This is a genomic window from Aliidiomarina maris, from assembly GCF_003987335.1.
Taxonomy (GTDB): domain Bacteria; phylum Pseudomonadota; class Gammaproteobacteria; order Enterobacterales; family Alteromonadaceae; genus Aliidiomarina; species Aliidiomarina maris.
The window spans coordinates 165,415-188,961 of record NZ_PIPK01000001.1; the positions used below are offsets into that span (position 1 = coordinate 165,415).

Genomic DNA, 23,547 nt, shown 5'->3' on the forward strand with positions numbered 1-23,547 from the left:
TCCTTAATCCTTGTGGAGTTTACGCGTCACTGCCGCCAAACTGCATATTATAAAGTTGAGCATATGCCCCATCTAGGGCCAGTAAGGTTTCGTGGTCACCGCGCTCCAGAATTCGCCCTTGCTCAAGCACTAAAATTTCATCAGCGCTCTCAATGGTGGACAAGCGATGTGCAATCACCAGCGACGTCCGGTTTTGCTGCAGGTTTTCTAAAGCCTTTTGGATATGCCGCTCAGACTCGGTATCCAACGCCGATGTCGCCTCGTCGAGAATCAATACCGGCGCGTCACGCAGCAAGGCACGGGCGATAGCAATACGCTGACGCTGCCCGCCAGATAGCATCACGCCATTTTCGCCAACCACAGTATTTAAACCTTGGGGCATGTTATTGATGAATTCTTCGCAATATGCCAAGCGCACGGCTTCTTGAATCCGCTCTTGACTGACCTTACCCGCCGAGCCGTATGCGATATTATTGGCAATCGTGTCGTTAAACAACGACACGCTTTGCGATACCACCGCGAACTGACGACGTAGGGACTTCAATGTGTAGTCGCGTATATCATGACCGTCGAGCTCAATCCGTCCGGTTTCATAATCGTAAAAACGCGTCAGCAGCGACGAGATCGTCGATTTACCACTGCCAGAACGCCCCACTAAGGCAACCGTTTTACCCGCTTCAACCCGGAAACTAATCTGCTTTAAGGCTGGGCCTTCACTGCCTTGATAGCTAAAGGTCACGTCTTTAAATTCAAGGTCACCCCGGGCACGGTCAATCACCAATTTGCCAGTATCAACTTCCTTTTGCTGGTCAAGTACCGCAAAAATGCTTTCCGCTGCTGACAAGCCACGTTGGAAGTCAGCATTGACATTGGTAAGCTGCTTTAAGGGGCGCAATAACATCACCATCGCAGTGACTAACGCTGCAAAAGCACCAGGTGTCAGTTGCTCAAGCATGGATGGGAAGCTCGCGATGATCAGTACCAGTGATAAACTCAGCGAGGCGATAAATTGAATCACCGATGTGCTAATCGCGCGAATGTTAACCAGCTTCATATTCTGCTGCCGGGTCACATTATTAATGTCGCCAAAGCGTTCCGCTTCTTTTTTCTGGCCTTCAAACATCACCACCACTTTATGCCCATTTAGCATTTGCTCAGCGGTGGTCGTGACATTCCCCATAGCGGTTTGAATTCGGCTACTGACTTTACGAAAACGCTTTGACACCACGGTGACTACTTTGGCAACCACTGGGCCGATGAGCAAAAACACCAATGACAACTGCCAGCTGTGATACATCATCAGCGCCAACAGGCCAATCACAAATGCGCCTTCTTTAATCAGCGTGAGAATGGCGCGGCTACTAGCCTCTGCGAGCTGCTGGGTGTCGTAAGTGATTTTTGAAATCATATCACCAGTAGACACTTTGTCATGGTAAGACACAGGGACACGCATCAGGTGCTCAAACAACTGCTGGCGCATCACGGTGACCACTTTGAAGCCGACGTAACTTAAAAAATACGTCGAAATAAAATTAAACAGGCCACGTAATATAAACATGAAAGGCACAAAAATTGCGCCGATGATAAGAATTCTTGAGTTCCCTTCGCCCAAGCCGTCGTCCACTAAGGGTTGAAAGCTCGAAATGAAAAGCGTGTCGATTGCGGCATACCCAAGCATACCAATGACAGCGGTGATAAAAGCCATCCGAAAGGGTTTCATATACCCAATCAAGCGGCGGAAAGTTTGCTGTCGAACTGCTGTTTTTGAATCCATGCATTCGCCATTTATAGAAAAAGTCCGCAGCATTTTACCCGAAACCAGCCCCTTGTGACCAGCACTGGCGGTGTTTAGCGCGTTTGATTGAACCAATAGGGCGAAAAATCGCCACGTTGAGTTCGGATATGCCAACGTTGACGATACCACAATACACTCACTTGACCATCCCATGCGGTATTGTAAAGCGTCACCTTGGCCGCCTCTAAACGTGCGATGGCCTCAGGATGAGGCATATTAAAGCGATTTAAATAGCCACTGCTAATTAGCCCAATGTGTGGCTGTACTTGATTGAGCAAGTACGGATGTGACGAGGTGCGCGAGCCGTGGTGCGGCACCAACAACACATCGCTTTGTAAGCGCTGCTGGTAGTAACGGACTAACCGGAACTCACCCAAGCGTTCAATATCACCAGGCAGTAAAACCTGACGCCCTTGAAAACTAAGCTGCAACACACAGCTTTGATTATTGACGCCTTGAAAGACCGCCATGGGTAATGGTGCCAATGCGCGAAGCGTTACACCTTGCCAACCCCATACCTGCCCCCATTGACAGGGTAAACCTCGCCCATCGGTATCTAGCAGCAGGGCATTTGGATAGCGCGTCAGTAAATAATCGACGCCGCCGATATGATCCCAGTGCGGATGCGACAGCACTATCATATCCAAATCAAGTCCGCGTCGTCGCAAGAATGGTTCAATCACGCTGTGGCCCTGGTGGCTGCCTTGATAGCCCGGACCGGTATCGTAGAGTATCGCGCGGCGCTGACGCTCAACCACCAAGGCACTGCCCTGCCCCACATCCAGCATGTGCAGCCATAAGCGTGGGTCGGCTAATTGACCAACGCGCGGTTGTACTAACGTCAGCAGCGTCCAACTCACACTGAGCTGTAGCGCCCATAGCCACCGCCAATGACGTTGTACCGGCAAATGTCGCACACCCAAGATCAGTACCAGTAGCCAAGCTCCGACAACATGATGGGTGTCAACAAACGCAATCTCGCTAAGCCCTTGCAGCCCCCACCAGACCCAGCTTACGACGGTATCGGCCACACTCAGCAAGGTACTGGCGAGCACCGGCCAAATCGGCAATAACAATAAAGCCAATAGCGTCAACGGTAAGATCATCAGACTAAACACTGGCACCACGAGCAAATTCACTAACGGCGCCAACCAAGAGACCCCTTGAAAGTACGCCACCGTTATTGGCATTAGCATCACGCACAACATTAATTCGAAACGCCAGAGCTGTAACGTTTTGGCACGCCATCCAATCAGTCCTTGTGCGGGACGGTGCCACAACCAGATGAAAATGGCACTTACCGCTAAACACGAGAGCCAAAATCCCGCATCAAGCCAAGCCATGGGGTCGAGCAGCAACACCAAGGCAACGGCTCTGATGAGTACGCGTAATGGTGAAACATGGGAAGCATAGAAGCGCAGGATAATAAACACGCTGATCAGCAGCAATGCGCGCAACGTCGCCACGGCGAAGTCTGCCAGTGCGGCATACCCTAATGCGCACAACCAACCTAGCACGATCGCCGCAGGCCAAATATTACCTTGCCAGCGGGGCGCCAATAGCCGTACCAAGGCTGCCAGCCACCAACGTAGCAACCAAGTGCTGGCGGCGAACACCATACTCAAATGCAAACCTGATATCGCCATTAAGTGCGCCACGCCAGTACGCTGTAATACTTGCCAGGTGTCGGGGCTCACCCATTGTCGCTCGGCAATCGCTAGCGCCAGTAAGATATCGGCGTGCTGTAACCAAGGTTTCCTTGCAGAAAATTGGTCAAAAATACGTTGTCGCAATGCATCAATGGGGCGTTTGGCCAAACGGTTACCCGCTATTAGCTCGCCATGCTGCACATAACCGGTTGCCCCAACCTGCTGCCTGGTTAGCCACGCCTGATAGTTAAAACCAACTTGATTGTGTAACCCGGACACCGGACGCAAACGCAGCTGCGCATACCATATATCGCCCAATTGCGGGGTGTTGATGACTGTCGGCATGGGGCTGCTGGGTTCGACACCATAGTGCCATTGGCTACCATACCATTGTAACCGCAGTTTCATACCAGGGCGCAGCGCGGCAGTTTCAGGGGCCTTGCTATGTGCGGCTAAGGCAACGACTTCAGCGTTAAAGCGCAAGCGCTGGCCGTTATCTTCAACTATGCTAGTGATACGAATTGGGACAGAGATCGTTTGTCGTAAGTAAGATTCCGGCAAATTCCAAGAAAGCGTCGATTTAGCATTGATTAAGGACCACTGCATGCCGCACAATACGCCCAGTATTAAGCAAGTGAAAACAGTTAATTGCTGTTGCACTTGCTGCTTGCAAGGACAGATGCGCTGCCACGCCCACACGCTGCCCCAAAATATGGTTGCGCCTGCGGGTAGCAGCCACAATGGCCAGGTCGGGTCAATCCAAGGTGATGTAAAAATACCAAGTATGAAGCTAAACAGTAGCCCATCCATAGCAGTAACCCGTAGTAGGTATTAGCATTCATGCCGAAAAAACTGATCCAACGTTTTTTACCTAACCCGCGTAAAATTGCTGCCTCGAAAGCAGTACGCATGTTTGGTAGCGTTGCTCAACCAGCCAACCTCTGGCATTTAAACCGCCGCTCCGCCTCTCGGGCGTTCGCCATCGGTTTATTTGTGGCTTTCTTGCCGATCCCTATGCAGATGGTGGTGGCTGCCGCCTTAGCAATATACTTCAAAGCAAACCTGCCGTTATCCGTTGCACTGGTCTGGATTAGTAACCCAGTTACCATGCCTGCGCTATTTTATGCGTCGTACCAAGCAGGCGCGTTCGTGCTAGGGCGCAACACCGAGCCATTCTTATTTGAGTTGTCATGGGCATGGTTCATGGCAAGCCTGGGCTCTGTCGCACCGGCTTTCATTGTAGGGTGTATTTTGCTGGGCGGGTTGGCGTCAATCACGTCTTTCGTGACAATTCGAATTTTATGGCGCCAAGCGGCTATCAAAGCATGGCGGGAACGCCAACGCGAAAGAGCGCGCAAACGCAAGGAAGCGCGCTCCGAATAATCTTCTGCCCCACATTGCGGATGACGCTACTCGCCGGATAATGCCCGCGCCGGGTTAATCCGAGCCGCTTTCCACGCCGGATACAAGGTCGCCAAGACACTGGTTAATAGCGCTACTGATAACACTAAAACAACATCGATGAGTTGAATTTGCGTTGGTATTGCGCTGACAAAGTAAATGTCGGCCGGCAATAAACTAAAGCCAAAGGTCGCCTCTAACCACACAAAAATGGTCGGCAATTGCCACGCAAGCAACACCCCGCTAACCCCACCAATTACAATGCCTAGCACCCCATTCATGGTGCCTTGCAGCACGAAGCTGCGCAGAATGACGCTGTCATCAGCACCCATGGTTTTTAGAATCGCTATCGCACTGCGTTTTTCCTGCACCACCATCACCAGCGTCGAGACAATATTAAAACTCGCCACCGCAAGCACCAGCACCAGCACTAGGTACATCACACTGCGCACCAACTGGATATCACGGTACAAATGCCCCTCGGTGCGGGTCCAGTCACTGACATAAGCAAACTCACGCAGTTCAGAAGCGACCTGAGATGCCACAATGGGCGCTTGGTAGACATCACGCAGCAACAAACGCACGCCATTGGCTTCACTACTAAGCCCCATGGCCTGCTGGCCTCGTTCAAGGTGAATATAGGCTTGCTGGTAATCAAGTTCACCGCCTAAGCGAAAGGTACCCACCAGCTCCAAGTGCACACGGCGTGGCGCTTGCAAGCTTTGGCGTCCGGATTCAACCCGCGGCACTAGTAAGGTGACTCTATCACCGACATGCAAACCTAAGTCTGCGGCCAAACCATAACCCAGCAAAATACCGTCTGGGTTGGCCTCAAAACGTGCCCAGTCTGATTTCGATGTGTATTGGGTTAACCCCGACACCTTGGGTTCGAGCTCGGTGTCGATGGCACGCGCACTGACGCCTTTAAACGTACGCCCTTGCTGCAACATACTATTGACGATAGTCACCGGTGCAGCGGCAATCACTTGCGGATGAGATTCTGCTGTCTCGACAATGGCTCGCCAATCTCGCAATCCGTCGCGTACGGCTTGAAATTCTACATGCGGCACAAGGGACAAAAGTTGCTCCTCTAGTGCCTTTTGAAACCCGTTCATCACCGACAACAATACAATCAGCGCCGCGCAGCCCAGCGCAATGCCGGTGGTTGAGGAGGCCGAGATAAAATTTACGAAGCGATTTTTATGCTTACTACGGCGAAAACGGCGTGCCAGCGTCCAAGCCAGACTGCTCATGGTTGCGCCTCAAGCAAACAGCCATTGTGCAACGTTGCTTGGCGCGGCAAGCGCGCAGCTAATTGCTGATCATGGGTAACCACAATAAATGCAGTTTGCAAACGTTGATTTAATGCCAGCATGAGTTCGTAAATCGTTTGCGCAGTGGCTTCATCTAAGTTGCCCGTTGGTTCATCGGCTAACACCAGCGCAGGGTTATTGACCAGCGCACGCGCTATCGCCACCCGTTGACGCTCACCCCCGGACAGTTTCGCCGGGGCATGCTCGGCTCGGTGTTCAAGGCCGACTTGTTGCAATAATTCCAATGCGCGCTGTTTCGCTGTCTGCGGGCTTTGCCCTGCGATTAACAATGGCATTGCCACATTTTCCCACGCGTTGAATTCAGCCAGTAAATGATGAAACTGATAAATAAAGCCCAAATTCTGATTGCGCCAGCGCGCACGTTTACGACCCGTTAATTGCTGCAATGGCTGACCATTGACCTCAACATGGCCTGACGAGGCGTCATCAAGGCTACCCAGAATATGCAACAAAGTGCTTTTACCCGAACCAGACGAGCCGATAACTGCCATCATATCGCCTGAATGAACACTAAAATCAACGTCCTGCAGCACTTGCACCGAGCGCCCTGCATCGTCGAACGTTTTACTCACTTGGTTACACCGTAATAATACTGTCATGCTATCACTCGTATCGTAAAGCTTGTGCTGGCTGCACGCGCGACGCACGCCAGGCGGGATATAAAGTTGCCATCAAAGTTAGGGCGACCGCGAGCCCTGCAATCGCGGCGACTTGGCTCACATGCATTAAAAACGGTAAGCCTTGGCCATCGGTATACAGCATAATTTGCAGCCCCAGTAAGTTCATGATTGGATTTAGACCAAACGTCAAGGCGATGCCCAACAAAACCCCAACCAATGCACCGGTGAGACCGCTGGCGGCTCCTTGCACCATTAACATGGCATAGACCTGCCCACGGCTAAGGCCCAGGGTTTGTAATATAGCAATATCATACCGCTTATCATGAATGACCATCACCAGAGCAGACACCACGTTAAATGCAGCAACCATAACCACCATTGCCAACATAAATAGCATCATGCCTTTTTCCATGCGCACCGCGTCAAACAGGCGCCCATAACGCTCACTCCATTCGGTTACTTGCAAACTTTGCTGCGGGCTTATTTGCTGACGTAAATGGCTTGCCACCCGCTGAGCGGCGAATGCATCATCCAGATATAGGCGAATTCCTCCCACTGCACCTTGCGGGTAGCGCAATAAGCGTGCGACATCGTCTGCATGGGCAATCGCCAGTTGACGGTCGATGTCGGCGCCCACCTCAAATAAGCCGATGACGCGAAACATACGCTGCGCAGGCATCACGCCTGCGGGGGTAAACTGACCGCCACTAGCCGCCACCAAGCGCACCTGCTCGCCCACCTGCACGTCTAACTGGTACGCAAGGGGCCGCCCAAGAATCACGCCAAATTCACCAGCTTGCAGATCGCTAAATTGCCCGCGCACCATATGTTGGGTGACTTGGTTATATGCCGATTCATACTCAGGGTACAAACCTTGCAACATCACAGCGCTTAATTGTCCGCGCCCTTGCAGTAAACTTTCGACCTGCACAAAAGGCGCACTATGGCGCACTTGGCGTGGATACACCAAGTCTTGCTGGGTAGCCTGCCAGTCCTCTAACGGCGCGCCGTCTGTGCCCTGCACCGTAACTTGCGGTACCACACCTAGTATGCGATTTTTAAGCTCATTTTCGAAACCGTTCATCACTGACGTCACCACAATCAACGCGGCCACGCCTATCATGATACCTATCAATGAAAAGCGCTGAATAAAGCGAGTGAATGCAGAACCTTGTCGACTCCGGCTATAGCGCAAACCAATAAAAAGCGCCGCAGGTTGAAACATATAATTACACCTGTTCAAGGTTGTCTAGCTACAGTAAAGTAGTGCAGCATAAAGATTATCGACCATTGCCACAACTGGGAATATGCGAATGAGCGCCGATCACGACACCACAAGCAACAACCAAGCCGCTATGATGGCGCAATACCAAGACTACTACGCGGTGCGTGAAGGCTTGGATATCAATATTGTGCCCCTCGCTGCAGACGCAATGATACCCAGTCAGGCAGACTTCGCCCAACACGCACCCGCGGTATTTAAACTCGCCAGTGAACTGCAAGTCGTCGATGCGTCCGCCATTGCGCAACTGCGCGGTTTAGGTGACGCAGCCAAAGTCATTAGTGACGTGCTGAATCAGCAAAATCGCAAATTGACGGCTCTTTTGGGCTACTTACTGCGTAATGAAGACGACCCCGACCATCGTTTTCAAGCCTTTGAATACGGCGGTGCTGGCATAGGCTTTAACAACCAAACTGCATTAGCTATTGGGCAGTGGGTGGAAATAAAGATATTTTTACCGGCCGAGTCGGCAGCGATTTATTGCCTGGGCCAAGTGTGTAGCTGTGAACCGGCTGCATCCGCAACATCGGCACCCACGGCGCAAACATCAGAGCCTGAGTACCAAATTAAAGTTCTCTTTCAGCGTATCGAAGACTCTGACCGCGAGTTGTTAATTCGCGCCAGTATGCACGCGCAAACACGGTTATTAAAAAAACGTGCAAACGAGCGCAACGAGTCGCCGCAGTAGCAAGCCATATTGCGCTTAATTTGCTACACTGTCGCAGCTTCACCGCGGCATCATCGCGGTTGGATGAAAGCATTGAATCATTCGTCATTTTAGTTATCTGGACCGAAAAGAGCACCCAGCATTCATGGCAGCCACATCTCCGTTTAACGTTGTAGCAGTGCCCGCCCAGCAACAAGACACCACTTGGCGGGACTTGCATGGAAGTAGTAGCGCATTGGCGTTGGCAAAACTAGCCGAGCAACAACCGCGCCGCATTCTTTTGATTACCGAAGACGCCCCAACGGCGTATCGTCTCGAGCAAGAAATTCGCTTTTTTACTCCCGCGTTGGCCGAGCACGTTAGTGTGTTTCCGGATTGGGAAACCTTGCCCTACGATAATTTTTCACCGCATCAAGATATTATTTCCGAGCGTTTACGGGTTTTAGCCAAACTACCGGAAAGCCAGCAAGGTGTTTTAATCGTATCCCTCAATAGCCTATTGCATCGCATTGCGCCGCCCAGTTATGTACAAGGCCAGGCATTTATTTTAGCCAAAGGCGAGCATAAGCCTTTGGAAACATTTCGCCGCCAGCTCGAACAAGCAGGCTATCGCGCCGTCAATCAAGTGATGGAACATGGTGAGTACAGCGTACGCGGGTCTATCATGGACCTCTACCCCATGGGCAGTGACCAGCCGTTCCGAATTGATTACTTTGACGATGAGATCGACAGTATTCGCCCCTTCGATGTGGAAACCCAGCGCTCTGAAAGCCCGATTGACAGTGTGCAGCTGTTGCCGGCCCACGAGTTTCCAACCAACGAAGCCGGCATTGAAGTGTTTCGGCGTCAGTTTCGCGAGCGTTTTGAAGCCCAAACTGCGCGTGAATCTATCTATCAGCAAGTCAGTCAAGGTAGCTGGCCAGCGGGTATTGAATATTACCTGCCACTATTTTTCGAACAGACTGCGACCTTATTTGATTACCTGCCAGATGATGTCCTGTTAGTCACGCAAGGCGATCTACAGCACCATCTGCAACGGCTTTGGCACGACATCGAGTATCGCTACGAGGACCGCCGCTGGGACAAAAACCGCCCACTGCTTGAGCCTGGGCTGCTATTTATGCGTGCAGAAACTCTGAACGCAGAGCTCAAAAGCCGGCCGCGGATTCGAATTCATACGCCGGAAGGTACGCGCCAACCGGGACCGGTTAATTTTAACACCAAAGCGGTCACTGGCATCCAAATTGAGCATAAGGCCAGCGAGCCCCTGGCGGCACTTAAAGCGTTGCATGACAAAGCCTTGCGTCAAGGCGAGCGAGTTTTATTTACTGTCGAATCCAAAGGACGACGTGAAAGCTTGTTAGAGTTGTTAGGCCGGGTACGCATTCATCCGCAGGTGGTGAATAACTTTGCAGAATTTTTAGACAGCGACATGACCTGTGCCATTGTCACCAGTAGCGTTGCCCATTCATTCTTTGCCAAAGACGATAACCAAAAAATATGGGTGTTGACGGAAGCCGAGTTGCTTGGTGCCAAAATAACCCAGCGACGTCGGCAGGATAAGCGCCAGAATAACAACGCTGACGCGATGATTAAGAACTTGGCTGAGTTGTCGATTGGCCAGCCAGTGGTGCATCTAGACCACGGCGTTGGGCGTTATCAAGGGCTGACGACGATTAACGCTGCTGGTACTGACACCGAATTCGTGAGTATTGAATACGCACAGAAAGCCAAATTATTTGTCCCTGTCGCGGCATTGCATTTGATTAGCCGCTACAGCGGTGGCGAATCGGACCATGCGCCACTCAACAAACTAGGCAACGACAGCTGGGAAAAAGCCAAGCAAAAGGCGGCCGAAAAAGTCCGCGATGTCGCGGCAGAATTACTTGCCGTGTACGCCAAACGTGAATCGCGCCCTGGTTATGCATTTCAAGTCAATGACGCTGACCATGCCCGCTTTGCCGACGGCTTCGGCTTCACCGAAACCGATGACCAAATGCAAGCAATTCAAGCTGTGCTGGATGACATGCGCGCACCCCGCGCCATGGACCGCTTAGTCTGTGGTGACGTTGGTTTTGGTAAAACCGAAGTCGCCATGCGCGCGGCATTCACCGCAGTTAACGACAATAAACAGGTAGCGGTGCTGGTGCCAACAACGTTGCTGGCCCAACAACACTATGAAAACTTCCGCGACCGGTTTGCCGACTGGCCTGTGCGTGTTGAAGTGTTGTCGCGTTTTCGCACAGCCAAGCAAACCAACGCGGTACTGCAAGATCTGGCTGACGGTAAAGTCGATATCGTGATTGGTACCCACAAATTGCTGCAAAACGACATCGTATTTAAAGATTTAGGCTTACTGGTGGTCGATGAAGAGCACCGTTTTGGCGTGCGCCAAAAGGAAAAAATTAAGCGTTTGCGCGCCGAAGTCGACATTCTGACCTTAACCGCAACGCCGATACCGCGCACCTTAAATATGGCGATGAATGGTATTCGCGATTTATCGATTATCTCTACCCCACCGGCCAAGCGTTTAGCGGTAAAAACCTTTGTGCGCGAATTCGATAAAGCCACTGTGCGCGAAGCGATTCTGCGTGAAACTTTGCGCGGTGGACAGGTGTATTTTCTACATAATAATGTGGAGAGCATCGATAAAACCGCTGCCATGTTAGCCGAGTTAGTGCCAGAAGCGCGTATCACGACAGCCCATGGCCAAATGAATGAACGCGAACTTGAACGCATTATGGCGGACTTTTATCACCAGCGTTTCAACGTCTTAGTGTGTACCACCATTATCGAAACCGGTATCGACATTCCGACAGCCAACACCATCATTATGGATCGCGCTGATCACTTAGGTTTGGCGCAGCTTCACCAACTGCGTGGTCGCGTGGGTCGCTCTCATCATCAGGCTTACGCGTATTTGCTTACGCCACATCCTAAACGTATGACCAAAGACGCCGTAAAACGCTTAGAAGCCATCGCACAGCTAGAAGATTTAGGTGCGGGCTTTGTGTTAGCCACCCATGACCTCGAAATTCGTGGTGCCGGTGAGTTGCTCGGTGACGACCAAAGCGGGCAAATAGAAAGTATCGGCTTTAGTCTATATATGGACATGCTGGATGAAGCCGTGAAGGCGTTAAAAGAAGGCAAAGAGCCGAGTATTGACCTATTGTTACGCCAGCAAACTGAAATCGAATTGCGCATACCGGCGCTGCTGCCAAGTGATTATATTGCGGACGTGAATACTCGTTTGAGCCTGTACAAACGCATTGCAGGGGCCGAGTCTGAAGCGGCACTGGAAGACCTGCAAATCGAAATGATTGACCGCTTCGGCCTGCTTCCAGACGCAGCGAAGCACTTAATCCGTATCAGCGAGTTGCGCCTGTTAGCCGCACCAATTGGGGTGCGTAAAATTGAAGTTGGCCCACAGGGTGGGCATATCGAATTCAATCAGAATGCCAATATCGATCCAAGCCGGATTATCACCATGTTGCAACGCGAACCTCAAGTATTCGCGATGGACGGGCCGACACGCTTAAAGGTCAAGTCTGGGGTTGAAGATACTCATTCACGCATTAAGCTGATACAGTCAGTGTTACAAGAGCTGCGCGCAGCCTAAGAGGATTGAACATTGCAACTACACACATCAACGATGAAACCAACACGACAAAAGACGCGCGGTTTTAGCGCGATAGCAGCGGCATTACTGGCCAGTGTCGCAGTAGCACCAGTCACTGCGAATGATCGTGTCGGAGCTGACTTGCGCTGGTTTGAAGTCGAAGTTTTGGTGTTCAAACAGACACCTCAATTTCATAGTGACGAAGAAGCCTTTGCGTTGCCATTGCGCCCTATTGCACTCACCCGTCAGGACGATTTACTCACCCCGCTACGCTCGCAGCAACTTGCGCGGAATTTACCGTCTAGCCTAGCTGGCTTAGCCCAGCCGTGCTTACCCGCTTCGCCGCATCTCTCCGACTTCGGTTTGCCTGAAATACCGCTTACCCGCCCGGTAGCAGAACGCGATAGCTGGATGACTTCAGCAGACAACCAAAATACAAGCGAACACCTAAGCCAGCGCTTAGAAGGCGAATCGTTGTGCTTTAGTGAAGGTGAAGGTGAAACTGGGTTGGTGAACCCTTGGTACCGTGACCCCAACGCGCCCCAGCCTCGCGGCCCTCGTGAAGTAGCGGATGTCATTATTGAGGGTGAAGGTGGCGACATGCTACGCACCCGAAGCCCATTTTTGCTCGGCAGCGAGAGTTTTGAACTAACGAGTTTACGCAACCGATTACAAAACCAAAGTGGCAAGACCATGCTGTTGCACACCACATGGCGCCAGCCAGTAATGAATCGTAACCAAGGGCGTAAAGTACGTTTATTCGGCGGCCAGAATTTCAGTCAAGATTACGATTACTTAGGCTTTGCTAAACCACAGCCCGCCTCACAGTCGTCCTGGGATGATTTTGAGCCGAATACAGATCGACTTCAAGTCGGCGTACAGCAAGGACCGCTCGAGTCCATTGACCAGTTACTACGAGCTATCGACGCGGGGGCCGAGCCATTCTCTCGTCCTGACACCCAAGCCATGTCATTGCCGGAACGTCCCCAACGAACACCGGCCAATATACCCCAGGACGTGTGGGAATTTGATGGCTTAATGCATATTTACTTAGTCGGTAATTTCTTGCATATCGATGGTGAGTTCAATTTACGTGAAGAAGTAGAGATACCGCTGCAAGCTACGTCGTTAGAAGCCCAAGCCGAAGCTGCTTTACGCGACGAATCTGCCGTTGAGCCTTTTTTACGTGGGTATTATTTCAGCCAGTTGCGCCGGGTAATCAGCCATGAAACTCATTACTTTGACCACCCTCACTTTGGCGTGGTGGTACAAATTCGACGTACCGATTTATCCTCACGTCGTTAATTAAGCACGTGCATGTAGAACAAAAAAAACGCTTCATAACGAAGCGTTTTTTATTTTACAGCATGCTTTAGTTTACACTATTAATGGCTGTGGCCAGTGTCTTCTTCCGTAAAGCCCAACCAGATTAAACCGCCCGGTGCAAAGTCAAGCTCATGGGTAGCAAGCACTTCACCATCGTGCAGGTCAACCACCACAATCGCGTTCTGCTCAGCATCGCTAATATATGCTTGATGGTTCACCGCGCTAACGGTCATTGCCGCGCCGCCATCGTGCAGATGCTCAAGTACTTCAAAATGGCTTTGAATTGCGTACGGGTAGTCTGCATGGTCTGCGTCCGGACGCAAGCGCACGACAGTCAAATGACCGGTGTCATCTAAAATCGCAAAACGATTACCTGAATAGTTAAATGCAACACTGACAATGGCTGCGTCACTGTCTTCTGTGCGCCAATCAAGGGCTACCATGGCAGGCTCTGCCGCATCCGCATCAACCAGTACCAAATCGTTACCAGCTCGGCCAATAAAGATATTGTGTGCCTGATGTGCCCAGACTGAGCCAACACGGCCAGCTAAACCGTCAAAGTTAGCGACTTTAATCGCTTCAAAGTCAGCATGGTCATGGTCGTGTGAGTGGCTGTGTTCATGCTCATCTTCGGTAATCAATAAGATGCCGTCCGTACAACCGAATGCCACACTGTGCTCATTAATGGCGCTGCCGTGTAGGCCTGGGCATGGCGTTTCGAAGCGCTGTACAAAGTCATAATGATCGTCATGACGGCTGTACACTTCCACAAACTCAGGCAGCGTGCCTTCACTTGATGCTTCACGGAAGGTGGTAAATAAGTGATCACCACGAACTTCTGCTGCACCGTGCATATTGATAGCAAGCTCTAAGCTAGCTACTACGCGCTCTTCACTGATGCTATGGTCAGAAATGACATCGATGCTTGAGGCGATACCACTGCTGCCATCATAGAATACGGCACCGCGGTTTAAGTAGTAGTCGTAGTGAGTAGGACGTTCACCAGATAAGCTGAAGCTCAACAGTTCTGGCGCGTTGGTGTGAAAATGGCTGTGGTCACCATGGGCTTCTGTCTCAAAGCCACTATCAAGAAAACGTACAGCGCCTTGGTCGCGTTGCACCAACAGTGCGTAACGCTGGCCTGGGCTCGCGTAAACTGCGCTGGTGAAGCCTAAGTCGAAACTATCCAGGCTGCTACTTTCTTCCAGGTCATAAACGACCGCAGTGTCACCCGCGCCATTCAAGATAACGAGGCGACCCGTCGCGCTACCGTGGTCGTGATCGTGGTCATGGCCGTGATCATGATCGTGGTCGTGGTCGTGGTCATGACCATGATCGTGACCATGGTCCGGATCGACATCGATGCTGGTGTCACATGCACTTAAAGCTAATACTGAGGTTATCGCTAGCGCCAAACTGGCAAACTTAAACTTAGTCATCGTTAAGACTCTCTGGTTACTTTTAGTTTTCAATCAGATAGTGTCGCCTATTGAAATAGGCTGTAATTCGTCGTGTTGCGAACGCGCAAATCAGGGGCGGCAACTTGGCAATGTTGGTTACAATATAACATCACAATAGTAATGTTATACCATAACACAAGCAATGAAAACCCTTGTTCACCGATTCAGTCTGTTGACTCAACGCAGGCAGAAAATTATGACGGGGCATTCACCCCAATAGGTAGGAACTAAACAAGGCGCAGGTAATGGGCGCACCACGTCCATTACCCGCGTACAACGACTTAACTAGATTTACGCAGACCAGCCTAGGGCTTTGGCTTTTGCGGCGGCTTGAGCTGGCACATCGGTCTTCACAAAATGATGGTGCAAGACTTGCACCCCCAACATATGGTTAATCACCGCATCTAACTGAACTTGCAACTCAGCCGATGCATCATCCGCCTCGTGTAAGGCAAATAATGCCTGAACCTCAGTGTAATCCAGCAGCCCCGCCTCTTCGACCGCTTCTTTGTTCAAGTATTTTTGTGCCAAATCGCGCATCGCTTGCCATTTCTTGGGGTCGGTGTGCGCAGGCGGTGCCATAAATGCAAATTTCTCACGCTTGTATAAGGTTTCAGGCAACAAACCTTTCATGGCTTCGCGCAGTACCCACTTTTCCTTGTTCTTACGAATACGTAAATGCGGCGGAATTTTGAACGCATACTCTGCTAGCTTATGATCAAGGAACGCTGGCCGTGCTTCCATCGAGTTTGCCATGTCCACCCGATCGCCGCCCCAGGTTAGAATTTGCCCTTCAAGCATGGTTTTGGTCCATACATACTGGGCTTTATCCAGCGGATGACGGTCTGCCAGCATGTCGGCGTCTAAGGTGTCCGCAATTGCTTGGCCGGCGTCATAGCCTTCCATTCTGGCGCGACGTGAAGGCGCTAACAATTTATCCGCAAACCCAGTACAGGACAGCCAAGGCTGCAAACAGCTAGGGGTGAAACCCATTTTCGCCACAAAAGCATCACTGACATACTCTTCCCGCGCCAGCATCGCGCCTTTAAACAACTTGTTATTCTGCTCTAACATACTTTGCCATTCAGCCCGCTCTTGGGCTGGCAAGTGGTCAAGGCCATACATAAACAAGTCTTTTCTAAACGACGGATACCCCGCAAATAACTCGTCCGCACCCTCGCCTGTCATCACTACCTTATAACCGACGTCGCGAACTTGCTGGCTCATCAAATACTTGGCAACACCCAGTGTGTTATAAATGGTGCGTTCGGTATGCCACAAGGTTTGCTCAAAGTGGTCGTACAGATCATTGGAGTTCAAACTCATCACATGGTGGTCAGCTTGAGTTGCCGCCGCCATTTCCCGGGCAATCGGAGTTTCATCATACGCCGCCGAATCAAAGCCGATGGTAAATGCTTTCACCGGCTCCTGACTAGCCGCCGCAGACAAGCCTAGAATCGAGCACGAATCGATACCACCAGACAAGTAGCAGCCCACTGGCACGTCGGCCGTTAAGCGATGCTGCACCGCCTCTAATAAGTGCTTACGCACGCCAGCGATATATTCGTCTGCTCGCTTATCGTCTTGGTCATGCTGATGTTCAAGGGGAAAGTCCATATCCCAGTATTTTGTTTCTTCGGTGTGCAAACGACCGTTCACACGCTTGATACTGACCACATGCCCCGGCATCACTTGACGAATGCCCTCGAAGGCGGTGGTGCCGGGCACCATAGTTTGAATCAGTTGGTGATATAAGCCGGTGTCGGAAAATGCGCGTGGCACATCAGGGTGTGCAAACAACGTCTTCAGCTCAGAACCAAACACAATGCCTTTATCGGTTTCCGTGTAATACAGTGGTTTCACCCCGAAGCGATCACGCACTAAATACAGCGTGTCTTCGGCCTGATCATAAAGGGAGAACGCAAATTCACCGCGCAAGTAAGGCAACATACCTTGCACCCCAAAACGTGGGTATAAATGCAAAATAATTTCTGAATCGCTTTTGGTTTTGAACTGGGCGCCATCGGCAGTGAGTTCTGCGCGTAAGCGTTTAAAGTCATAAAACTCACCATTATGCGCCACCATTAAGCGCTGATCTTCGGTCACAAAGGGCTGACGCGCGCGGTCGCCGACTAAATCAATAATCGATAGCCGCGCGTGGGCAAAGCCAACCCCGCGCTCGGGCATCGTGGCATAACCAAAGCCGTCCGGCCCACGATGGTGCATAATCGCTGCCATATTGACCAAAGTTTGCGGGTCTGTCATATGTTTCGGGTGTTGATAAAAAACGCCTGCAATTCCACACATGGTGCTTACTTCCTTAGGTTTTATACCACATCAATCACTCGTTCAGCGCGCTCAACCATACAGGTCAGCAACGCCATGCGTACAAATACCGCGCCGCGCGCTTGGCTGAAATACCAATTATGCGGGGTATTATCTAAATCCTTGGCGAGCTCTTCGCCACGCGCCAATGGGTGCAAAATAATTCCGTCTTGTTTTAACGGCGACTGCGCATTCAAAATAAAACGCTTGCCATAGGTTTCAAAACTCTCACCTTCCCACGCAATCGCATTGATATAGGTCACGTCCAGCGTAGGCAATTCTTGGTCAAGCTCGGTGCTGGTGGTCACATGTAACCCAGCTTTCGTCAGCTCTTCCAACTGCCCTGGCGCAAACAAGTTTTGCTCAGACCCGTCATGGATCACCACCACCTCGGACACCGCGCGGTGAAATACCGCCAGACTTTTTAATAAGCTACGTACTGTGCGCATACGCGATGGCAAACCAATAATACCGAGCCGAATGCGCTTCTCAGGGGCAAGATCGTCTTGCAATAGTTCAGGGCGCCATTTAAAGATAGCGTACAAATCCGCCATCGCTTGAGTGGGATGCTCGTCTGAGCCGTTACCAGCGTTCACAATAGGAATCCGCAAAGTGTCCATCATCAGGCTAAGTGATTCACTGTGGTTGTCACGCAACACCACGCAGTCGCCATAGTTGTTGAACATCTCAGCAACGTCTTCCAAGCATTCGCCCTTGGCAATCCCCGTAGTTGAGCGGTCAGTAATTGACATGATGTCACCGCCTAAACGATGCCAGGCACTTTCAAAGGACAATCGCGTGCGGGTGCTGGGCTCGTAAAAAGCGCTGATTAAAATTTTGCCTTGTAGCGGCGTACGAAACCGAGTCGGGTTCGCTTCATACTTGGCCGCCAAGCGAAACAGCTGCTTTAATGTGTCGCGACAAAATTGATCCGACGACACAATATGCTGACGCGACAACTTCAAAAGGTAATCACCGTCCTCTTGCACACTGCGCAGTAGCGCCTTTGGGTGCGCATCTCCATACACATCCGGCCTTTTACGGTCAAACGACGCATCGCTCATATTCATATAATGTCACCAAATAGTTTTCTTTTTAAAATCCATAATAAATAGTGCTAGCAAGACCAGAGGCACTAAAGCGCCCGCAACCACTGCGCACCAAATCATTATCTGTAAGGCTGTGACACTGATCATGCTACCCCCTAAGTTTCTTGCTGCTGCGTGCAGTTCACGACTGCTGCAATTGACGCCAATCAAATTCAGTGCGTGAACGCCAAACGCCAATACCGGTAATCACCGCCGACACCAAACATGCACTCAGTGCCGCGACATAAAAGCCAATCAAAAAGTAACTCAATAACCCGGCGCAGGTACCTACCAACATGGCAATCGCGGCATACCGCCCTGACAATTTAGGGTGGTATAAACCCACGACAATAGGAAAGATGGTGCTAGCGACAAAGGCACCCGTGAAGTTAAGTAACGCCGCTAAAGTGGTAAGTTGCAGCAGACAAATCAGCCATGTCATCAAGCCAAGACCCGCAATAGTTAAGCGATTCACTTTAAACAGTCGCGCGTCGTTGGCTTTTGGATTGATGTGTTGCTGGTAAATATCACGCGTCACCAGATCAGAGCTTGCGGCTAACAGTGAGTCTAAGCTTGATGCTAGTGCAGAAAACACCACGATAAACACAATCACGGCGCCAGCGCTACCAAGCACAGCCGCCGCCACAGTTGGCCCAACCATATCAGGGCTGGCCGGAAAAATACCTAACTGCGGCGCCGCTAAGGCCGCGAAACCAGTGACAATTGGGATAGGTAACCACAATAGGCCGCCCGTGATAAATGCCCGTGACGCAACGTTCGGTTTAAATGCTAATGCCCGCGACCACCACACATTGGAATGGAATATTTCGCCCAAGCCAAAAAACAGGTTATTGAACAAGAACATCACCGCCGCTGGGAATAACAAGTCGAGTAATCGCGGATGTTGTTCGCTTAAGTTGGTATGTATGGTCTCGACACCGACATTGTTGAGAATCAACACCGCGACTACAACCACACCGGTAATGATAATGATGGCCTGAATAAAGTCGGTTGCTATCACCGCACGCAAGCCGCCAAACAAGGTATAGAGCACACAAATAAATAAAATTGCCGACATGCCAATTGCATAGTCCAGGCCACTGAGTGCTTGCAGCAAGATACCACCGGCCATGCCTAAGCTGACTAACCAACCTAACGCATAGACCCCGGAAATGAGCATAAATATGAGCCATGCCCAAAAGCCAAACCGCAAACGAATAAAGTCGCCGCTGGTGTAACCATGAGTCAGTAGCTTACGAATACGGGCAGCCAGCGGGGCGAACATGAACAAACCAAGGGCCGCAAAGGAATACCCCACCATGCCCCAAATCCCAAACTGATAGGTTAATTCAGGTGCGACCAAGGTGGTATTACTGGTGACCCAAGTCGCCATTGCCGTTGCCGATGCGAAGGCAAAACCGACATTGCGCCCCGCCAAAGCGAAATCTTCGTGACTGCGATTGCTGCGTCCGAGGTAATAACCAAAGCCTATCCAGGCGAGCCCAAATAGCGCAATAATGATAAAACCTGTAGAGGTGCTTAGAGCAAACTCATCCATGTGACACCTTTACTGGGTAGCCAATTTAGCTTGGCGCTGCAGCCGCCAAAGCGTGAGGCACAGAATAAAAAATAGTGCTGCGCCTACCGAAAACACACTCAAAGCTTGCCACAGTGGATAATGACGAACTTCCACTTTCACCACATTGCTGAACGTCTGTTCGGTGCTATTTGCGGCTGGCTCTGCAGCGCGTAATCGAGCACGGAAAAAATAGTCACCATCGTCAAAACCACTTAACGATAGCTGCTGAAATGAACCTACGGGGGCGTAACTGGCTACCACAGATTCGAAATCAGCACGGTTGCTTTGCTCTATCACCCACGACTTAGGCTCATGGTTGCCAGCATCTGTTCCTTCACTGCGTTGCTCGACGCTAAGCTGGAAGTTACCCTCTCGCACACGCTCAGGCGCGCTCAGTGCGACACTGACGGTTGCAGAGTAGTTAAATGCGCCGGTAGACACAGAGGCAGCGGCAGATAAAGGCAATAATGTGAAGAGCGAAAGTAGCCAAGCGAATAGGCAGTACCGAGCCGACGTCGGATGCAGGCATGGGCGCTGAATCAACCTTCTGACATGTTTCAGCATCACAATGCGCCTTCAGTTAAATGGATGGTTGCGGCCTTACACCACTCAGAATTCATGGTTCAGGCTAACAATTGGTCGGCAACAACGCAACAGGGCGGCCAGTCGCCGCCCTGTTGCCCAAGCTACCTTACGCAGCAATAAGCTGACGCAGTACGTAATGCAAAATACCGCCGCTTTTGTAATATTCCACTTCGTTCGCCGTATCTATACGACACAGCAGATCAAAACTGACTTCGCTGCCGTCGGTGCGTTTAGCCGTGGCTTTGATAGTTTGGCCGGGTTTAATCGAGTCGCTAATGCCACTCAAACTAAACACTTCCTCACCGTTTAAGCCTAAACTTTCGTGGCTGTCGTCGCCGGTGAATTGCAACGGCAACACGCCCATGCCGACTAAGTTAGAGCGGTGAATACGCTCAAAGCTTTGTGCAATCACAGCTTTGACACCCAATAAGCGCGTCCCCTTAGCTGCCCAATCGCGGCTTGAGCCTGTACCGTACTCTTTACCTGCCAACACCACCAGCGGTGTATCTTGTTGCTGATACTTCATCGCTGCATCGTAAATTGACATCTCATCCCCATCGGGCATAAAGCGGGTAACCCCACCCTCTGAACCCTCAACCATCAGGTTCTTGATGCGAATGTTCGCGAAAGTGCCGCGCATCATCACTTCATGGTTACCACGGCGCGAGCCATAGGAGTTGAAATCTTTCACTTCGACGCCCTGCTGTTGCAAGTACTCTCCAGCGGGTGCACTTGGCTTGATCGCACCTGCGGGTGAAATATGGTCGGTGGTAATGGAATCACCAAACACGGCCAGCACGCGCGCACCCTGAACATCTTCCAGCGGCGCTAGTGGCTTATCAATCCCTGTGAAGAATGGCGGGTTCGCCACATACGTCGACTCGTCTTTCCATTCATAGGTTAAGCTCTCAGGAATATTCAAGCTCTGCCAATGCTCATCGCCAGCAAACAAAGTGTCGCCATACTCTTTACGGAACATATCACTGACGACTAGTTCGACCTGCTGTTTAATTTCAGCCTCACTCGGCCAAATATCTTTCAGATATACAGGTTCACCATTGTTATCTTCGCCAATCGGGTCTTTGCTTAAGTCGATGCGCGTGGTGCCTGCCAATGCGTACGCAACCACTAAGGGCGGTGACGCAAGCCAATTGGCTTTCACTTGCGGGTGAATACGGCCTTCAAAGTTACGGTTACCAGACAGCACCGACGACACAATTAAGTCGCCCTCGTCTACCGCTTCGCTAATTTCATCTGGCAGAGGACCCGAGTTACCGATACAGGTGGTACAGCCATAACCGACCAAATCAAACCCTAACTGATTCAAGTAATCATCCAGTCCAGCTTTGGCTAAATAATCAGTCACGACCTTTGAGCCAGGCGCCAATGAAGTTTTCACCCAAGGTTTACGTTGTAGCCCTTTCGCTAACGCTTTCTTTGCCACCAAACCAGCGGCCATCATCACACTTGGATTCGATGTATTGGTACAGGATGTAATCGCTGCAATCACCACGTCACCATGGGTCAGGGTCGCATCGCTGCCCTTGATAGCCACTTTAGGATCTGCGGTTTTATCGACCCCGGAGGATTCCATCAGCAACTCAAACGCGTCATTCAAGCCACTTAAAGACACCCGGTCTTGCGGCCGCTTAGGCCCAGCTAATGAAGGTTCCACGTCGCCCATATCGAGCTCTAAGGTATCGGTAAACACTGGCTCAACGCTGTCATCACGCCAGGTGCCTTGTGCTTTAGAGTATTCGCGCGCTAATTCAATCACGTCTTCATCGCGACCAGTTAAGCGCATATAGGTTAACGTTTCTTCGTCCACAGGGAAGAAACCACAAGTGGCACCATATTCAGGTGCCATGTTGGCAATTGTGGCACGGTCAGCCAATGGCAAACCGTTCAAGCCTGGGCCGTAAAATTCGACAAATTTACCCACTACGCCCTTAGCACGCAGCATTTGAGTGACAGTGAGCACTAAGTCAGTCGCAGTGACGCCCTCGCGCAACTTACCGCTTAAGCGGAATCCTACAACTTCTGGAATAAGCATCGACACAGGTTGACCAAGCATCGCCGCTTCTGCCTCAATACCGCCAACACCCCAACCTAAAACACCCAAACCGTTAATCATGGTGGTGTGCGAATCAGTACCCACTAAGGTGTCTGGAAACGCAAAGTTCTTGCCATCTTGCTCTTTGGTCCACACCGCTTTGGCGAGGTATTCAAGGTTGACCTGATGGCAGATGCCGGTGCCTGGCGGCACGACGCGGAAATTATCAAAGGCTTTTTGGCCCCAGCGTAAAAATTCATAGCGCTCTTTGTTGCGCTCCATTTCTATCGCTACATTCTTCTCGAACGCTTCCGGTGAGCCGAACTTGTCAACCATCACCGAATGGTCAATGACCAAATCCACGGCAGACAAAGGATTAATTTTGTCAGGCTGTAAGCCTGCTTTTGCCACCGCATCTCGCATCGCTGCGAGGTCGACCACCGCAGGCACCCCGGTGAAGTCCTGCATCAGCACGCGCGCTGGGCGATACGCAATTTCGCGAGTTGATTTACGTTCATCAAGCCACGCAACCATGGCCTTGATGTCGTCTTCACCAACTGTGTCACCATCTTCAAAGCGCAACAGGTTTTCCAATAGTACTTTTAATGACACGGGTAGCTTATCAATATTGCCCAGTGACTTTGCCGCTTTGGGCAAGCTGTAATAGTGATACGTTTTGCCCCCTGCCTCTAAAGTGCTAAGCGTTTTAAGACTGTCGTGGCTTGCCATATTTTTCTCCTGATCATGGTTGCCTGAATGCGCTG

Annotated in this window: 15 protein-coding genes; 4 read left to right on the forward strand and 11 right to left on the reverse strand. The window is 51.0% G+C overall.

The window, feature by feature from the left end; all coding sequences use genetic code 11:
• Positions 1-19: 19 nt before the first annotated feature.
• Together msbA and CWE07_RS00775 are read right to left on the reverse strand one after the other, a co-directional pair.
• Positions 20-1,774, reverse strand: a complete 1,755-nt coding sequence (msbA, locus tag CWE07_RS00770; RefSeq protein WP_111568027.1) for a lipid A export permease/ATP-binding protein MsbA — start codon at positions 1,772-1,774, stop codon at positions 20-22.
• Between the two features lie 74 nt (positions 1,775-1,848).
• Complete coding sequence (locus CWE07_RS00775; RefSeq protein WP_111568028.1) at positions 1,849-4,254, reverse strand: DNA internalization-related competence protein ComEC/Rec2; 2,406 nt, start codon at positions 4,252-4,254, stop codon at positions 1,849-1,851.
• 30 nt (positions 4,255-4,284) lie between these two features.
• Here CWE07_RS00775 and CWE07_RS00780 point away from each other — a divergent pair, with 30 nt between their 5' ends.
• Positions 4,285-4,827, forward strand: coding sequence for a DUF2062 domain-containing protein (locus tag CWE07_RS00780; RefSeq protein ID WP_111568029.1), 543 nt, complete (start codon positions 4,285-4,287; stop codon positions 4,825-4,827).
• Positions 4,828-4,853: 26 nt separating this feature from the next.
• Here CWE07_RS00780 and CWE07_RS00785 read toward each other — a convergent pair whose 3' ends face one another.
• Genes CWE07_RS00785 through CWE07_RS00795 form a run of 3 tightly spaced genes read right to left on the reverse strand, consistent with a single transcriptional unit; the run spans position 4,854 to position 8,024 of the window.
• Positions 4,854-6,098 carry a lipoprotein-releasing ABC transporter permease subunit gene (locus CWE07_RS00785; RefSeq protein WP_111568030.1) on the reverse strand — a complete coding sequence of 415 codons (1,245 nt, stop codon included), beginning with the start codon at positions 6,096-6,098 and terminating at the stop codon, positions 4,854-4,856.
• On the reverse strand, positions 6,095-6,778 hold the full coding sequence (gene lolD, locus CWE07_RS00790) for a lipoprotein-releasing ABC transporter ATP-binding protein LolD (RefSeq protein ID WP_111568031.1): 684 nt from the start codon (positions 6,776-6,778) through the stop codon (positions 6,095-6,097). Before lolD ends, CWE07_RS00785 begins: the two co-directional genes overlap by 4 nt.
• A 4-nt stretch (positions 6,779-6,782) precedes the next feature.
• On the reverse strand, positions 6,783-8,024 hold the full coding sequence (locus CWE07_RS00795; protein WP_111568032.1) for a lipoprotein-releasing ABC transporter permease subunit: 1,242 nt from the start codon (positions 8,022-8,024) through the stop codon (positions 6,783-6,785).
• 88 nt (positions 8,025-8,112) lie between these two features.
• Here CWE07_RS00795 and CWE07_RS00800 point away from each other — a divergent pair, with 88 nt between their 5' ends.
• The 3 genes from CWE07_RS00800 to CWE07_RS00810 all read left to right on the forward strand — a co-directional run bounded on the left by CWE07_RS00800 (position 8,113) and on the right by CWE07_RS00810 (position 13,672).
• Positions 8,113-8,769, forward strand: coding sequence for a PilZ domain-containing protein (locus CWE07_RS00800; RefSeq protein WP_111568033.1), 657 nt, complete (start codon positions 8,113-8,115; stop codon positions 8,767-8,769).
• 124 nt (positions 8,770-8,893) lie between these two features.
• Positions 8,894-12,367 carry a transcription-repair coupling factor gene (gene mfd / locus CWE07_RS00805; RefSeq protein WP_111568034.1) on the forward strand — a complete coding sequence of 1,158 codons (3,474 nt, stop codon included), beginning with the start codon at positions 8,894-8,896 and terminating at the stop codon, positions 12,365-12,367.
• 12 nt (positions 12,368-12,379) lie between these two features.
• The gene (locus CWE07_RS00810; protein WP_126818949.1) at positions 12,380-13,672 is read left to right on the forward strand and encodes a CsiV family protein; all 1,293 of its coding nucleotides are present in this window, start codon (positions 12,380-12,382) and stop codon (positions 13,670-13,672) included.
• An 80-nt stretch (positions 13,673-13,752) separates the two neighbouring features.
• On the opposite strand, the gene CWE07_RS00815 is transcribed toward CWE07_RS00810, so the two are convergent.
• The 6 genes from CWE07_RS00815 to acnA all read right to left on the reverse strand — a co-directional run bounded on the left by CWE07_RS00815 (position 13,753) and on the right by acnA (position 23,512).
• Positions 13,753-15,132: a hypothetical protein gene (locus CWE07_RS00815; protein ID WP_111568036.1), complete on the reverse strand. Its 1,380-nt coding sequence runs from the start codon at positions 15,130-15,132 to the stop codon at positions 13,753-13,755.
• 312 nt (positions 15,133-15,444) lie between these two features.
• Complete coding sequence (gene asnB, locus CWE07_RS00820; protein WP_111568037.1) at positions 15,445-17,460, reverse strand: asparagine synthase (glutamine-hydrolyzing); 2,016 nt, start codon at positions 17,458-17,460, stop codon at positions 15,445-15,447.
• A 20-nt stretch (positions 17,461-17,480) separates the two neighbouring features.
• Positions 17,481-18,548: an aspartate/ornithine carbamoyltransferase family protein gene (locus tag CWE07_RS00825; protein ID WP_111568038.1), complete on the reverse strand. Its 1,068-nt coding sequence runs from the start codon at positions 18,546-18,548 to the stop codon at positions 17,481-17,483.
• Between the two features lie 160 nt (positions 18,549-18,708).
• The gene (locus tag CWE07_RS00830) at positions 18,709-20,124 is read right to left on the reverse strand and encodes a sodium:solute symporter family transporter (RefSeq protein ID WP_111568039.1); all 1,416 of its coding nucleotides are present in this window, start codon (positions 20,122-20,124) and stop codon (positions 18,709-18,711) included.
• Positions 20,125-20,133: 9 nt separating this feature from the next.
• A complete protein-coding gene (locus CWE07_RS00835) occupies positions 20,134-20,709 on the reverse strand; it encodes a hypothetical protein (protein WP_126818950.1) in 576 nt (191 codons plus the stop codon).
• A gap of 127 nt (positions 20,710-20,836) precedes the next feature.
• Positions 20,837-23,512 carry an aconitate hydratase AcnA gene (gene acnA / locus CWE07_RS00840; RefSeq protein ID WP_111568042.1) on the reverse strand — a complete coding sequence of 892 codons (2,676 nt, stop codon included), beginning with the start codon at positions 23,510-23,512 and terminating at the stop codon, positions 20,837-20,839.
• Positions 23,513-23,547: the final 35 nt, after the last annotated feature.

Excerpts from the sequence above, each read along its gene's own strand:
- CWE07_RS00775 (WP_111568028.1), bottom strand. The coding sequence starts at position 4,254 with ATGGATGGGCTACTGTTTAGCTTCATACTTGGTATTTTTACATCACCT.
- CWE07_RS00815 (WP_111568036.1), bottom strand. The coding sequence starts at position 15,132 with ATGACTAAGTTTAAGTTTGCCAGTTTGGCGCTAGCGATAACCTCAGTA.
- mfd (WP_111568034.1), top strand. The coding sequence starts at position 8,894 with ATGGCAGCCACATCTCCGTTTAACGTTGTAGCAGTGCCCGCCCAGCAA.
- CWE07_RS00785 (WP_111568030.1), bottom strand. The coding sequence starts at position 6,098 with ATGAGCAGTCTGGCTTGGACGCTGGCACGCCGTTTTCGCCGTAGTAAG.
- CWE07_RS00780 (WP_111568029.1), top strand. The coding sequence starts at position 4,285 with ATGCCGAAAAAACTGATCCAACGTTTTTTACCTAACCCGCGTAAAATT.
- lolD (WP_111568031.1), bottom strand. The coding sequence starts at position 6,778 with ATGACAGTATTATTACGGTGTAACCAAGTGAGTAAAACGTTCGACGAT.
- CWE07_RS00830 (WP_111568039.1), bottom strand. The coding sequence starts at position 20,124 with ATGGATGAGTTTGCTCTAAGCACCTCTACAGGTTTTATCATTATTGCG.
- CWE07_RS00835 (WP_126818950.1), bottom strand. The coding sequence starts at position 20,709 with ATGCTGAAACATGTCAGAAGGTTGATTCAGCGCCCATGCCTGCATCCG.
- CWE07_RS00795 (WP_111568032.1), bottom strand. The coding sequence starts at position 8,024 with ATGTTTCAACCTGCGGCGCTTTTTATTGGTTTGCGCTATAGCCGGAGT.
- CWE07_RS00825 (WP_111568038.1), bottom strand. The coding sequence starts at position 18,548 with ATGAATATGAGCGATGCGTCGTTTGACCGTAAAAGGCCGGATGTGTAT.
- CWE07_RS00800 (WP_111568033.1), top strand. The coding sequence starts at position 8,113 with ATGAGCGCCGATCACGACACCACAAGCAACAACCAAGCCGCTATGATG.
- acnA (WP_111568042.1), bottom strand. The coding sequence starts at position 23,512 with ATGGCAAGCCACGACAGTCTTAAAACGCTTAGCACTTTAGAGGCAGGG.
- asnB (WP_111568037.1), bottom strand. The coding sequence starts at position 17,460 with ATGTGTGGAATTGCAGGCGTTTTTTATCAACACCCGAAACATATGACA.
- msbA (WP_111568027.1), bottom strand. The coding sequence starts at position 1,774 with ATGGATTCAAAAACAGCAGTTCGACAGCAAACTTTCCGCCGCTTGATT.